Annotated in this window: 14 protein-coding genes and 1 riboswitch; of the genes, 5 read left to right on the top strand and 9 right to left on the bottom strand. The window is 37.1% G+C overall.

All coding sequences use genetic code 11. The features are described 5' to 3' along the window. Positions 1 to 141 precede the first annotated feature (141 nt). Positions 142 to 239: riboswitch (TPP riboswitch) on the top strand. A gap of 152 nt (positions 240 to 391) precedes the next feature. From tenA to ACTYBU_RS09125, 5 genes are all read left to right on the top strand, one after another. After that, positions 392 to 1,087 (top strand): thiaminase II, encoded by a 696-nt coding sequence (tenA, locus tag ACTYBU_RS09145; protein WP_445489065.1) that lies wholly within the window; start codon positions 392 to 394, stop codon positions 1,085 to 1,087. Beyond that, positions 1,084 to 1,680: an ECF transporter S component gene (locus ACTYBU_RS09140; RefSeq protein WP_445489063.1), complete on the top strand. Its 597-nt coding sequence runs from the start codon at positions 1,084 to 1,086 to the stop codon at positions 1,678 to 1,680. Before tenA ends, ACTYBU_RS09140 begins: the two co-directional genes overlap by 4 nt. Further along, the gene (locus ACTYBU_RS09135; protein ID WP_445489062.1) at positions 1,658 to 3,277 is read left to right on the top strand and encodes an ABC transporter ATP-binding protein; all 1,620 of its coding nucleotides are present in this window, start codon (positions 1,658 to 1,660) and stop codon (positions 3,275 to 3,277) included. Before ACTYBU_RS09140 ends, ACTYBU_RS09135 begins: the two co-directional genes overlap by 23 nt. Then, entirely contained in the window at positions 3,243 to 3,989 is a 747-nt protein-coding gene (locus ACTYBU_RS09130; protein WP_445489060.1) for an energy-coupling factor transporter transmembrane component T family protein, read from the top strand. Before ACTYBU_RS09135 ends, ACTYBU_RS09130 begins: the two co-directional genes overlap by 35 nt. A 506-nt stretch (positions 3,990 to 4,495) precedes the next feature. After that, complete coding sequence (locus tag ACTYBU_RS09125) at positions 4,496 to 5,854, top strand: MATE family efflux transporter (protein WP_445489278.1); 1,359 nt, start codon at positions 4,496 to 4,498, stop codon at positions 5,852 to 5,854. 209 nt (positions 5,855 to 6,063) lie between these two features. Here ACTYBU_RS09125 and hxlB read toward each other — a convergent pair whose 3' ends face one another. The 9 genes from hxlB to ACTYBU_RS09080 all read right to left on the bottom strand — a co-directional run bounded on the left by hxlB (position 6,064) and on the right by ACTYBU_RS09080 (position 14,700). After that, on the bottom strand, positions 6,064 to 6,612 hold the full coding sequence (gene hxlB / locus ACTYBU_RS09120) for a 6-phospho-3-hexuloisomerase (RefSeq protein WP_445489058.1): 549 nt from the start codon (positions 6,610 to 6,612) through the stop codon (positions 6,064 to 6,066). Beyond that, positions 6,609 to 7,247, bottom strand: coding sequence for a 3-hexulose-6-phosphate synthase (hxlA, locus tag ACTYBU_RS09115; RefSeq protein WP_445489057.1), 639 nt, complete (start codon positions 7,245 to 7,247; stop codon positions 6,609 to 6,611). The genes hxlB and hxlA overlap by 4 nt, the downstream gene beginning before the upstream one ends. Positions 7,248 to 7,397: 150 nt before the next feature. Beyond that, a complete protein-coding gene (locus ACTYBU_RS09110; RefSeq protein ID WP_445489055.1) occupies positions 7,398 to 8,408 on the bottom strand; it encodes a LacI family DNA-binding transcriptional regulator in 1,011 nt (336 codons plus the stop codon). A 167-nt stretch (positions 8,409 to 8,575) separates the two neighbouring features. Next, positions 8,576 to 9,199, bottom strand: a complete 624-nt coding sequence (locus ACTYBU_RS09105; RefSeq protein ID WP_445489053.1) for a bifunctional 4-hydroxy-2-oxoglutarate aldolase/2-dehydro-3-deoxy-phosphogluconate aldolase — start codon at positions 9,197 to 9,199, stop codon at positions 8,576 to 8,578. Positions 9,200 to 9,239: 40 nt separating this feature from the next. Continuing rightward, the gene (locus ACTYBU_RS09100; protein WP_445489051.1) at positions 9,240 to 10,523 is read right to left on the bottom strand and encodes an MFS transporter; all 1,284 of its coding nucleotides are present in this window, start codon (positions 10,521 to 10,523) and stop codon (positions 9,240 to 9,242) included. A gap of 1 nt (position 10,524) precedes the next feature. Beyond that, complete coding sequence (locus tag ACTYBU_RS09095) at positions 10,525 to 11,484, bottom strand: sugar kinase (RefSeq protein ID WP_445489049.1); 960 nt, start codon at positions 11,482 to 11,484, stop codon at positions 10,525 to 10,527. After that, on the bottom strand, positions 11,481 to 12,260 hold the full coding sequence (locus ACTYBU_RS09090; protein WP_445489047.1) for a hypothetical protein: 780 nt from the start codon (positions 12,258 to 12,260) through the stop codon (positions 11,481 to 11,483). The genes ACTYBU_RS09095 and ACTYBU_RS09090 overlap by 4 nt, the downstream gene beginning before the upstream one ends. A 229-nt stretch (positions 12,261 to 12,489) precedes the next feature. Next, positions 12,490 to 13,491, bottom strand: coding sequence for a FecCD family ABC transporter permease (locus ACTYBU_RS09085; RefSeq protein ID WP_445489045.1), 1,002 nt, complete (start codon positions 13,489 to 13,491; stop codon positions 12,490 to 12,492). A gap of 198 nt (positions 13,492 to 13,689) precedes the next feature. Next, positions 13,690 to 14,700, bottom strand: coding sequence for a FecCD family ABC transporter permease (locus tag ACTYBU_RS09080; RefSeq protein WP_445489044.1), 1,011 nt, complete (start codon positions 14,698 to 14,700; stop codon positions 13,690 to 13,692). Positions 14,701 to 14,719: the final 19 nt, after the last annotated feature.

Genomic DNA, 14,719 nt, shown 5'->3' with positions numbered 1-14,719 from the left:
GATTAACCTACCCTTGGTTATGTGTAGAAGAGTGAAAATGATGTTATAGTTATCCCCTCCGGCGTTTGTTTTTTCTAACTATCTAAAAAAATAGGTTGACATAAAAGAAATAAATTAGGTAAAGTAAAAGTAATTAAATAGGGAATCCACTAGGGGAGCCATTGGCTGAGACAAAATATTTTGGACCCTTTGAACCTGATCTAGTTCATACTAGCGTAGGAAAGTGGAGTCGGCGTATAGTTTAAAGTCATATTTACTTACCTATATATAAAGCCACTCCATTATTGGGGTGGCTTTTTTGTTGGATAAATCATCAATACTTTAAATTTAGGAAGTATTTATTCTTCTTGTCACTCGAATTTCCTTTTCCCTATAAAAAGGAGGAAAAAACATGAAATTTTCACATGAATTACGCAAGGAAGCAGACAGTATTTTCAATGCCATATTTGAACATCCCTTTGTTCAAGGAATAGGAAATGGAGATTTAAAGGCAGAACAGCTTATTCACTATGTGAAACAAGACTTTGAATATTTAAATTCTTTTATACAGATTTATGGAACAGCTATCTCCAAATGTGATAATAGAGAAGATATGGAAATGTTTAATGAGCAAATTTCCTTTATTTTAAAAAGCGAGGTTCATCCACATAATAATTTTTGTGAAGTTGCAGGGGTTGCATATGAAGAATTGCAAGGTTTTCCGCTGTCTCCATCAGCGCATCATTACATCCGTCATATGCTTACAGTGGCACAGCATGGTTCTATTGCGGATATTATTGCTGTGTTATTGCCATGTCCTTGGACTTATTTAGAGATTGGGAAAAAACTGATGCAAGAAGTGAAGCCGGATCCTTCCCATCCTTTTTATGATTGGATTCATTTTTATGGAGCTCGCAAGGATAGCATGGATACTATTACAGCAAGATTTTGTGATCGGTTAGATGACTTGACTGAACATGCAAGCGATCAACAAAAAGAAAAACTAAAAGAATACTTTTTATTAAGCTGCCAGCTTGAATATAAATTTTGGGAAATGGCTTATACAATAGAAGATTGGCCAGTAAAAATGGAGGTTCTAAACGTATGAATTGGAAAATAAAAGAGGTTGTTTTATTAGTAGTTTTATCTGTTGCTTGTGGTGTTTTATATCTCGGATGGTCGACATTGTGGCTTCCAATCTCTGGACTTGTTGGGCCGGTTGGCGCTGAGTTTATGTTTGGAATATGGGTAATTGCCAGTCCGATTGTTGCTTATATCATTCGAAAGCCTGGAGCTGCACTTATTGCGGAAGTAGCTGCTGCGGCTGTTGAGCTTTTAACAGGAAGTCATTTTGGACTGTCGGCATTATTAATTGGCATTTTCCAAGGAGTGGGATCAGAAATAGCTTTTGCCATTTTCCGTTATAAAAAATACAACGTACTTGTTCTGATGCTTTCTGGTGCATTCGCAGCGGTTGGAGGTTTGATTTATGACTTAGTGGCAAATGGATTTGGTTATTATACAACGGGAATTTTAATTGCTACATTAGTAATTCGTATGATTAGCGGCATGCTGTTGGGTGGATTATTAGGTAAAGTAATTGTCGATATTTTGGCGCTGACAGGTGCATTGGATCAATATGCAATTAAACAGCAGCACCGAAAAAAGGATGATAACAATGACTTCGTTGTTAGGATGTAAACAGCTTTCTGTCCGATTTTTTAATCAACAAGAGAAAGTGTTGAAAAATGTAACGGTATCTGTTCAAGAAGGAGAAAAGGTATTAATTTTAGGTCCCAGCGGCAGCGGGAAATCCACTTTAATATCGGTTCTTGCTGGACTTATTCCAGAGCATATAGAGGCAGAGGTAAGTGGTGAAGTAACACGAAAGAAAAATATCGGCGTCATGTTCCAAGATCCAGATGCGCAATTTTGTATGCTGCGTGTAAATGAAGAAATCGCGTTTAGTTTAGAAAATAGAAAGATTCCAAAAGAAAATATGGATGCTGTTATTCATGATGTGCTGAAGCTTGTCGGGTTAAATATTGACCCGGCAACGCTTATATCTACTTTATCTGGCGGAATGAAGCAGCGGTTGGCTTTAGCTTGTTTATTGGCTCTAGAGCCAGATGTTTTGTTTTTTGATGAGCCGACAGCACAGTTGGATCCGTTAAGCAGAAAGCAAATATTCACATTGCTGAAAGAAACAGCAGAAAAAACGAAGCAAACGATGATTTTTGTCGAGCATGTACTTGACGGCTGCATTGAATGGATGGATCGTGTTATTCTTTTGAATAATAACGGACAGATCATTGCAGAAGGAAGCCCTGTAGAAATTCTCGTAAACTTTGAAGCCCAAATGGATGAAGCAGGCATATGGAAGCCGAAAGTTTTTCCGCATAAGTGGAAGGATATTATCCAAGATAACGAACATCCAGTTGCCCAACTGCTCGTGGAGCAATTGAAAAAAAGGCATCAAAAATCAATGGATACAAAAGAAGAAACTGATTCCATAATAGAGATAAAAAATACATCTATTTATTACGGAAAAAAACCTGTGCTTCAAAATATAAATACAGCTATTCATCAAGGAGAATGGGTTTGTATTATTGGTAAAAATGGCTGCGGAAAAAGCACCTTTTTGAAGGCAATTGCTAATCTAATAAAAAGAAGAAAAGGCGAAATCCAAATAAAAGACAAGGATTTAAAACGCTGGTATGATAAGGATCTTTATAAAATGCTAGGCTTTGTTTTTCAAAATCCCGAATTACAATTTATTAATCAGACAGTATTTGATGAAGCTGCTTTTTCAGGAAGACAGCAAAATTGGAATGAAGAAGAAATCAGCTCAAAAACGATGGGTCTATTAAAAGAGTTTGGTTTAGAAAAACATCGTGATTTTCATCCGTTTACTTTGAGCTTTGGACAAAAAAGACGGTTGAGTGTTGCTACGATGCTGCTTTTAGATCAGGAAATTTTGTTATTAGATGAACCAACCTTCGGGCAGGACAGGGAATCTGCGAAGAAACTTCTTAATATGTTAAAAAGAAGACAAGAAGAAGGAACAACAATCGTGATGGTAACACATGATATGGATCTGGTGGATCGCTACTCAGATAGAGTCATTTTCTTTGAGAATGATGGGATAGCGTTTAATGGCGATCCTTATACGCTCTTTCGAAATGCAGCATCCTTCCAAGAATCAAGCATCCTTCCACCTCTTCAATACGAACTTCTGTTAGCTCGGAAGGGGGAGGGAAACGATGACAAGCAATCATTCTTATCTCTCGTCCATTAATCCAACGATAAAATTAGCTACCCATTTACTCCTTATGTTTTTGTTAATGGCGGTCACGAATCCGTTGACAACACTTGCTGTGTGGATTTTTGTGCTTATTATTGGAATTAGCATCGGTGGTTGGAGACTTCCTTATTTAGTAAAAGTATTATTGCCTTATATATTCTTGTTTGTTTTTGTTTTTTGGATGAGGGCAGCATTCGGGAAAGGCGAGCATGTAATTATGGAGTGGGCTTGGTTTCGTGTAACAGAAGAGAGTTTGCGAAATGGATTGACCATTTCTTTGCGTATGCTTGGTTTTGTCACAATTGGTTTATTATTTACTTCTACAACAGACTTAAACTTGTTTATTATGAGTCTTATCAAACAATGTAGACTTTCGCCCAAATGGGCTTATGGGTTTCTGGCTGGATTTCGCTGTATTCCGATGTTTCAGGAAGAGTTGGCTCAAATCAAAGAAGCGCATCGAATTAGAGGGTATAAATACAATGGAAGCTGGAGGGCGTTTATACGGTATGCAGTTCCATTGTTGACACAGGCAATTAGAAGATCAGAAAGAATGGCTATTGCAATGGAAGCAAGAGGATTCACAGGAACGCGTGATCGAACTTATTATCGTTCTCCTACTATAGCTAAAAGAGATTATATTTATTTTGGTACAGTAATTATTATTGCATCCATAATTATCTATTCTATTACAATAAATAGATAAAATCCTATAGATATAAGCAGCGGAATAAAGTAAACTTCCATCAGTGGGGGGGTTCTCATCCCCCACTGATGTTTAGTAGCACTTATCGGACCTTTACGGGCAGTTATCCCCCACCTCGATTTTTCGGCATCTTGAGGTGGGGGACTTACTGCCCGTTAAGAGTGGGATAAAGGTTTTAGTTGCTTGTAGAAAAACAGCTCCCCTTTCATAAAAGAGGCAGCTGTTTTTTTTTTGCAGAAAACCCATTCGAGGAAGGATAGATGCTAAAATAAATCGTAATAATTCTTATTTACAAAACATAGATTTTATACTAGTATAATCAAGATAAACAATATGAAAACATCGGGTATCCATTACAAGCTTTATAAGTAAAGATTCAGCTTTTGCCTTTTATCTTAAATCAAAAACAATGTGTTTTATTTGTATAGAGAGGAAGCCGAATGAAGCAAGAATAGAGCTTGCTTATCAAAAAAGTTAATTCAAGAAAAGGAATGGTAGAAATAAAAATGAAGCATCGATATTATTTATCTTTAGCCCTGCCGTTGACTTTTGCTACTATTACTGTCCCGTTATTAGGAGCAGTTGATACAGCAGTTGTTGGACAGCTTCCAAATCCTTCCTATATAGGCGGTGTAGCAGTTGGGACGATTATTTTTAATACAATGTATTGGCTATTTGGGTTTCTTCGTGTCAGCACGTCTGGATTTGCTGCACAGGCGCATGGAGCAAAAGATGAGCTGCAAAGTACAATGGCATTTATTCGCCCACTTTGTTTAGCCATCCTGATTGGGCTTTTCTTTATTCTTGTACAAAAGCCGCTGCTGCAAGTTTCCTTGCATTTTCTTGGGGTGGATGGACAAGTAAAAGATATCTGTACAGAATATTATCAGATTAGAATATGGGGAGCTCCCTTTGCCTTAATGAATTATGTAGTGCTTGGCTGGCTATTAGGGATGGCTCAAATAAAAGAAACGGTCATCATTCAATTACTGATGAATATTCTTAATATCTTTTTGGCTGTGTTGCTTGTACTATTCTTTCATTTAAATGCTGCTGGAGTGGCATTTGCAACTCTCTTAGCGGAAATTTTTGCCTTTTGCTTAGGTGTTTTTATTTTAGTTAAAAATCACAAAGCCCACTTTCATTTTTCTTGGAAAGAGCTTTTAGTACATTTATCAGATCGGGAACCATTAAAAAAAATGTTTACTGTTAACAGGGATTTATTTATTCGAACGATTTGTCTGTTAGCTGTATTTAATATTTTTACTGCAAAAGGAGCTTCTTTTGGTGAGCTGATTTTGGCTGCAAATGCAATACTAATTCAAATTCATTATATTATGGCTTATTTTTATGATGGATTGGCAAATGCTTCAAGCATCTTAACGGGAAAGGCTGTTGGAGAGCGGAATAAAGGTCTTTATAAAGAAACAGTAAAAATATCCTTTCAATGGTCCTTTCTTTTTTCCGCTGCCATCGCTCTATTATTTTTGATTGGCAGAAATACCATTATTCCCATTTTCACAGTGGTAGATGAAGTGATTATTATAGTCCATCAATATGAATGGTGGCTTGTCCTTTTTCCTCTTTGTGCATGTGTAGGTCTTGTTCTTTATGGTGTCTTTACCGGGGCAACCGAAGCTGGTTTAGTAAGGAATAGTATGATTGGTTCTGTTTTGATCTTTTTAGCCGTATTCTTCCCTGCAACGCAATTTTGGGGGAATCATGGGTTATGGTTTTCATTTATTACGTTTAGTTTATTTCGATCTGTTTTATTGGCGTTATATGTACCGAAGCTTGCTGTTAAGCTGGACTTTTTGAAAGAGGATGACATTTCTTCTAAGCGAACGGAAAAAAAGGTACTTTAAAGCAGGTTCCTTTAGTACGACTTCTCTTGGGCATCCTAGCAAGCGAACTTGGAGAGCTTTAGGATGCCCAGAATTCAATTTTATTCATCAAAATGGCTTAGAGATCTCGTCTAAAGGCCCGGAATTCAATTTTGTGCATTCACTTTGATCCATAAAGGTCATGTTAAAGGGAGTATATTATCATTTTGAATTTACTCCCCTTTATTATGCTACTCTAAGTTACTATGATTTTTAAAAGCCGCTGCAAATTCTACTTTATTTTGTTCTGCGTAGTGTAGACAAATCGTATCAAAAACGATATGTGCACATTGATCAAAAAGAGATCCAAGGGGTTGAATGGATTTCAGCTCATGTGCTTGACGGTATTTAGTACTTGCCGGAATCGTGATGATAGAGGAGGCAGTTTCGGCTAAAGGTGAATGAGCATCTGTTGTGACTGCAAGAGTGCAGCAGCCTAAGCTTCTTGCTGCTTCTGTTGTCCAAACGACCGATTTTGTTTTTCCGGAACCAGAAATAGCAACAAGTATATCTTCACTTGCAATAGAGGGAGTAATGGTTTCTCCAACAACATAAACGGTGGCTCCAAGGTGCATCAATCTCATGGCAAAAGATTTTCCCATTAAACCAGAGCGACCTTCGCCAATCACAAAAATACGTTTTTTGCTTTTCAGAATGTCGGCTGTATCTGTTAATAAATGCTCCTCCACATGAGAAAGGACTAGTTGAATTTCTTCTTGAATTTTCACTAATTTACTCATGACAGTACGCCTCCTTTGATAACAGTTTGTTTAAATGCATGTGCTGCCACAGCAGGATCTTTTGCTTTCGTAATAGCAGACCCAATGATGGCAACATCCAAGTTTTCTTCTATCAACTGATGTATGGCTTCTAACGTTATACCACCTGCTGCAGCTACTTCAACGACAGCCTGCTTTTTTAATCTGCTTTTGGTTTGTGCTTTATATTTCCCCGACAACTCCTGTTCATCTTTGCTGATATGTTCGCAAAAAATGGCCTCTGTAAAGGGAAGAAGCGAGTTCACCTGTTCTTCTGATGTATTAAGTAAATCGATCATTATTTTCTTTTGATGCTTTTTTGCGATTTCTAAGCATGTTTTAATCGTAATAAGCGGGGCAGAGCCCATTACAGTGACAATATCTGCTCCAGCTTGAAAGCTCATTTCTAATTCGTATTTGCCATTATCCATCGTTTTTGTATCGGCAACAATGATTTTATTTGGAAAAGCCGCTTTGATTTCTTTCACGCTTTGCATGCCAAACTCTTTTATTAACGACGTACCAACTTCAATCCAGTCAATCTCTGACTCTACTAATTTCGTTATGCTGATGGCTTCGTTAATGCTCAAACGATCCAGTGCTAATTGAATTTTCATGATAAATCGCATCCTTTCTAAATAAATCGATTTACTAAACCGGTTTATAATAATAGTATACCTGTTTTGTAAGCGTTTTTCAATTGTGAATATAACAAGAAAAAACCTTTATGGAGAGCATTTCCATAAAGGCATGAAGCAAAAACATGTCTACTCTTTGATATTTTGAATAGAGGAGGTTCGAACAATAAGTTTGCATGGGAAATAAATTCTCTCGCATGCAGTCAACTCTTTATTAATTTGCTTTAATAATAAGTCTGCAGCTTTGGCGCCCATTTCAAATGCTGGCTGGGCAATAATCGAAATTGGCGGGTTCGATAAATGTGCAAACGGGATGTTATCAAAAACAATCAGTGATACATCTTTTGGAACCTGTACTTCATGCTCCTGCAAATAGGCTAGTGTTTCTAAAAAAACAAGATCATTTCCTGCTAAAATGGCGGTTGGTGGTGTTTCCCGTTGAAATAATAGATGTAGTTTTGTTTTTAATTCGGATGTATCGGCATTAATAATATAATCAGACTGCACCTGTATGTGATGATCGTAAAGGGCATTTTTATAGCCTTCTAGTCTTTCTTTTCTTGATGAAATAGTCAAAGGCTGTGTTGCAATGGCAATATGTTTATGTCCATTTTGAATAAAATAGGTGGTTGCTTCATAGCTTGCCTGCTCGTTGTTTGCCAATACAAAATGAGCCTTTAATTGTGGAATGTCTCTATCCATAAATACAACTGGATAGTTTTCCTTTACCATTCTTTTGTATAGATCGTCGTTTTGCCCTGTTGGAAAAATAATGAGTCCGTCTACCTGTTTAGCACGAAGCATTTCAATATATTTTTTTTCTTTTTCAGGATTGTTGTCCGCATTGCAGATGATCGCTTGAATTTCATTTTCATAGCAAAAATCTTCGATGGACCTGCTCACTTCCGTTGAAAAACGGTGAATAATGTCGGCAACAATAATACCTATCATGGAAGTTCTTTTTTGTTTTAAGCTTTTTGCAATATAGTTAGGGTGATATCCAAGCTTTTCAATGGCTTCTTTAATTTTTATTCTTGTATCTTCTCCCATATATTCGTATCGATTATTAATATATTGGGAAACTGTGCTTTTAGAGACACCTGCAAATTTGGCGACATCTGCCATTGTTACCTTCATCATAAATTAGTATCCTCTTTCATTTTTCAAAAGTATTTCTGCATGTACTTTTTGTTACCTTCTAGTATAAAACAAAAATATTCTGAATGTCTAAAAGGATTGTTGAAAAAATAGAGGCTGCTCAAAAGAGAAAACCATTAGGGTGATCTTTTCAGCAGGCTCCTAAAATATTACATTATTAGATTCGTATATCTTTTTGCTTTTTTAGTCAGTTCTAATAGATAGGCATCGTTCAGTTCCTGTTTTGTGTTTACTAAGGAGCTTCCGATGCCGACTGCAACAGCTCCACTTTTTATATACTCTTTAAGATTTGTTTCATCTATCCCGCCTGTTGCCATTAAAGGAATATGGGGAAGCGGGCCGGAGAGTTGTTTAAAAAACCCTGATCCTAATGTGCTTGCTGGAAATACCTTTATTAAATCAGCTCCGCTTTCATAGGCGGTTAAGATTTCTGTCGGTGTATACGCTCCTGGGATGCTCACTGCTCCATAACGTTTCGTCATCTGAATCGTTTTAGGTTGGACAGTAGGTGAAAAAATGAATTTTGCGCCAGCTATAATGGCTGCTCTTGCTGTTTCTGAATCAAGGACGGTGCCTGCACCGGCGATGATATCATGGTCTTTAAAATCAGAGAGAGTTTCCAATGCTTGAAGACCTTTCGGCGTTTCCATTGTTATTTCAATAATAGAAATACCTCCTTCTTTTAAAGCGTTTGCAATAGGAATGATATTTTTAGGTGTTGCTCCTCTAATGATCGCAACAATTTTTTTGCGTTTGAAAATGTCTATATGCATGACATAACTCCTTTTGCAAGATAGTGAGCAATACTTGCTATTACAATTCTTGGAGTGGAATATTTGCTTCTTGTGATGCTTTTTCTTTTTTCTGTTTTGTTGCGATGATAGTTAAGATAGCAGAAGCCAGCAAGGAAATGGCCATAAAATTATAGGATGCTCCATAACCGCCAGTAACCTCATTTAAATATCCGACAATATACGCCCCAGCGAAAGATCCTAAAGCCCCCATACTATTGATTAAAGCCATAGCACCACCGGCCACATTACGTGGAAGTATTTCCGGGATAATGGCAAAAAATGGTCCATAAGGTGCATACATTGCGCCGCCTGCAATGGTTAGAAGAATAAACGATAGCCAAAAGTTGCTTGTTCCGATTAAATAGGAGCCATAAAAACATAATGCACCAATTAAAAGAAATGGATAGACAAATAGTTTTCGGTTTTGTAATTTATCTGAGAAATAAGAAACCGTCAACATTAACGCACATGCCAATAAATATGGAATGGAAGCCAACCAGCCAGTGGCAACAATGCTTGTGTTAGGAGCTGAATTGATAATAGATGGAAGCCACATTACAAATCCATAAACGCCTATACTCCAAAGAGCGTATTGAATGCTTAATAAGATAACTGTCTTGGATTTAAATGCTTCTCGATAATTTTTTACAGGTGTTAAACCATTTTGTTCTGCTAATAATGCTGTATTTAAATCCGCTTTTTCTTGATTATCCAGCCATTTTGCTTCTTTTGGGTTGTCATTTACTAGCTTCCACCATAAAAATGCCCAAATGACTGCAGGTAAACCTTCTAAAATAAACATCCATCTCCAGCCAAGTGATTCTAAAATATATCCAGAAACAATCGACATCCAAAGAACCGTTGCAGGATTGCCTAAGATAAGGAAAGTGTTGGCACGGGAGCGTTCCGCTTTTGTAAACCAGTGGCTTAAAAATACGAGCATCGCTGGCATAACAGCGCTTTCAACTATTCCTAAACAAAATCGAATGACAAATAGTATTTTCACATTTGAAATGAGACCAGTTGCTGTTGCAAGAAAGCCCCAAAGAATCAGAGACCAGAATACTAGTTTTTTTGCACTTTTATTTTCAGCATAATGGGCTCCGGGGATTTGGAAAAAGAAATATCCTAAGAAAAATAGTGCGCCAAGCAGAGAAGAAGTGGCTGCTGTAATATTTAAGTCCTCCGCAAGTCCTCCAGCAGCTCCAAAGCTGTAATTTGCTCTGTCTAAATAAGCTAAACTATAAGTGATAAAAACAATAGGAATAAGACGAATCCATCTTTTTTTCGATAAAGTGTTCATTCTAATTCACTCCTTGATAATGTTTAGTTAAGTAGGTAAGAAGCTCCTCTTTATTGGGATATCCGGTGTTGTCGCCATGGGATTGTACGGCTAAAGCCCCGATGGCATTCCCCCTTGCAATCGTTTTTTCTATTGGAAGCTTTTCTAATAAACCGCTGATGACACCAACAGCAAAACCATCTCCTGCTCCAACTGTATCTATTATATTAGGCACTTTAAAACCATCTACGTATCCTTCTTCTTGTACTGTCTTGTAGTAGGCACCTTTTTCTCCAAGTTTAACAATAACAGTGCCGACTCCTGCTTCTAAATAATAAGAAGCAATATCTTGAGGTGTATGAAATCCAGTTAAAAGCTGCCCTTCCTCTATTCCAGGAAGAACATAGTCAGCTTGTTTTGCAAAAAAGTTAATAGTCTCAATCATCTCTTTTTCTGAATGCCAAAGAGACGGGCGAAGATTTGTATCAAATGAAATCGTTTTTTTATTATGTTTCATATAGGCAAGGGCATGTTGAGCAAACCTCCTAGCAGATGATGATATCGCTAGAGGAATGCCAGTCATATGCAAATGTCTAGCGTCAAAAAAATAGTCTTCGTTAAAATCTGTAATATCCAGTTTGCTGGCAGCAGAACCTTTTCGAAAGTATTGAACTTCAGGATCACCCGATTTAACTTGGGATTTTAGCTGAAATCCAGTTGAGTGCTGTGTATCTGTAATAATATGATCCACCTGTACATGCTGTTCCTGCAGCTTTTGCCTAATAAATTTCCCGAAAGCATCATTGCCAACTTTACTGACAAAGCTAGTGTTAAATCCTAGCTTTGCTAGACCAATTGCTACATTTGTTTCTGCACCGGCAAGTTCGATTGTAAAATTTTTTATCTCATGAAGAGGACCAGTTGAGTTTGCCATAAACATTGCCATTGCTTCACCAAATGTAATAACATCTAATGTTTTCATAAAGTCTTCGCCCTTTCTTCCTTATTTCCTTTTATCAAATCTATATAGCTGTTAATCTCTGATACAGTGGGAGCGAGCTGAAATTCTAAAGCTTTTGGTATAAAAGGAAAATATGTTTTATCGACTATTTTCCAAAGTGCATCTTCTTCGTTGGGAATTGGAACGGTTATCCATTCATTTTTCTTTTTCACAACGTGCTTTAAATGGAAATATGAAACGTATGAAGCAAATAAGGCAGCTGCATCGGCAGCATTCTCTTGCAAATACATCCAGTTTCCGATATCAAAGGTCATTTTAACTGGGATAGGATAGATTTCCGCATTTTTAAAGAATGCTAAAAGGTTCTTTACTTGCCCGCCTTCCATTGTTTGATCATTTTCAATAAGCAATTGAATCTCACTGTACTTTTTTAAAAATAAATGAAGTGCTTGTAAGTCTGATTTTTGATCATCAAAATGCCCTAGAGGGAGCTTTACCCATTTTGCACGAATTATATTTGCTTCTTCCATAACAGCAGCAACTGCTGCTTCATTTAAGGAATAATCTTTGTTCCATATTGGGATTGGTGCTGAATAAACAGTAAATAGGCTATGCTGTTTAAGTGTGTAGTAGATGTTCTGCAAGTCTTTTTTAAAAGAAAAGGAGTTTAATAATTCTCTTCTAATTTCTATTCCATCTGCATTGGAACTTGCAATGGTGGAAATATAAAAGTGGATATCATACTGCAAACCATTTTCATCAGAAAAGGCATTTAAAGGAATGAATACATGGGACACTTAGGAATCACCTCATTCATATAAAACGATTTAGTAAACCGGTTTAGTTAAATTATATTATTTATGAAAGCGTTTTACAACAAGTTTTTGAAAATTAATTTATTTTAAATTTTATGGATAAATTTTTAAGGCGAAATGGAGGGAGCTTAAGCAAAAAAAGGAAATAATAAAAAAAATCCTTTTCCATAAATATTGATGAAAAAGGAAGAAAGCATACTGACAAGGACTATTATATTTTTTTAGAATGCCTCCACATTAAAAATAAAAAGTAAGGTGCACCTATTATCGAAGTAATTAATCCGGCTGGTATTTCAATTGGCGGGAAAAGTCCACGTCCAATGGAATCTGCTATGAGCACAAGTAAAGCACCTATAAGCAGAGAAGTCGGAATGATATAAATATGCTTGGAGCCAACAAGCTTTCTTGCAATATGTGGACTGATTAATCCAATAAATCCAAGCATTCCAGCTGTTGCAATACTTGCCCCTGTTAATAGTACCGCACAAAGAAGAAGTAATATTTTTACTTTTTCTATTTTAAGTCCAAGTCCAACAGCTGTTTGTTCACCAAGTAAAAATAAGTCGAGGGATCGGGATAAAAAGAGAACAACTAGAGTCAAAGTAATAACCCATGGCATGATAAAAAGCACTTGGTCCCACGTTCTGCCGAATAAACTACCATTAAGCCATAAAAGAGAGCTTTGCACATTTGTTTCTATTGCTAATAAACTTAATTGAACAGCGGCACTGCAAAAGGCGCTGATAGATACCCCGACAAGAGCGAGTCTTGTTAAATCCAACCCATTTTTATAGGCAATAAAATAAACAGCAAAAGCAGCTATAATGCCTCCGGCAAATGCTGCCATACCGGTAAAAGCAATGTTTAAGTTCGGAAAAAGCAGAAAAAGACTTACGGCTCCGACACTTGCTCCACCGGATATTCCTAATGTATCTGGAGCAGCAAGAGGGTTATGGAGGACTGATTGAGAAATAGCGCCTGCAATGGCTAATGCACCGCCAACAAATAAAGCCAGTATTATTCTAGGCATTCGATAATGGAAAATAATATAGGATTCATTCTCATTGCCCATTCCAAAAAAAGCTTGTAAAACAGATCGAGGGCTGATAGGAACAGCACCTAATCCAATATTGGCGACCGCAATAAGAAAAAGCAGAATAGACAAAATAATGATAACGACAACAGGTTGAATAGTTTTTATAGAGATTTGCATTAGGCATTTTTTCCTTTATCTTAAGAATAAAACTTTTTGAAGTTGAATGATGTCCAGTTCCTGCCCCCTATCGACTTCAAAACTTCCCATACCCCGTTAAAGAGATAAGTCGATCAACGAACTCGCTTATATATACGCTCTTCGTGTTTGCTTTATCCTCACTATAAGGTACTACACCGTTCGTGAGATCTACCCCACTTAAGAAAGGGCGCTTGCACTTTTCTTCGTTCTAGCTAAATAGATGAAATAGGGCGTACCAATTAAAGCAGTAACGATTCCTACAGGTGTTTCCGATGGAAAGGCTATAAATCGGGAAAGCACATCGGCAATCAACAGCAGGTTTGCTCCGAATAAGGCGCTCAAGGGTAGTATTTTTCGATAATCCGTTCCTATCAAAAATCGGACTAAATGTGGAACTATCAAGCCAACAAAACCAATTGGTCCAACTGTTGCTACGGTAGATCCAGCTAAAAGCACCACTAAAATAATCACGATGCCTTTTATTAAAATAATCCGCTGCCCAAGACCCTTTGCTACATCATCCCCCAATACTAGTACAGACAAAGACTTCGCTAATAATAAACTGGCAATAAGAGCACTAATACTAATGGGGAGCAGCAAGCGTACATCATCCCAGGTTGTTCCTGCAAGCATACCTGCAAGCCAAACCAATATTTTATTAATGGAATCTTCATTGAATAACAATAAGGATTGTGTACCAGAAGAAAACAGAGCTTGAATAGCGATACCCACTAAAGCAATTTTTACTTCTATTGCGCCGCCTTTAAAAACAAAACTCATCAGAAAGATAAGAGATGCAGCAGCTAGACCGCCCAAAAATCCGCTTCCTATCAGCCAATAGCCAGTAACAGAAGGAAACAAAACCGTCATGAGAACAATAACAAAGGAGGCTCCTGCATTGATGCCTAAAACACTGGGGGAAGCTAATGGGTTTCTTGTTATTCCTTGCATCATAGCTCCAGCAACAGCCAAATTTGCTCCTGCTAATATCGTGATAACTAACCGCGGTAGTCTTATGTCATGTAAAATAATGGAGAGTTCTGATTGGTTTGGTGAAAACAGGTAATCCATAGTCGAAAGAATGGTAAAGTGATAAGCTCCTATTTTTATGGAAAAATAGGAGGCTAAAACGAATAGGATCAAACCGATTAAAGTGACAGTAACTAAATTGTTTTTTAAACTATGCAATCCATACACCTCATATTAG

The sequence above is a fragment of the Niallia sp. 03133 genome (assembly GCF_052663225.1).
The sequence above is the reverse complement of the archived record's forward strand: the minus strand, read 5'-3'. Positions and strand labels throughout refer to the sequence as shown.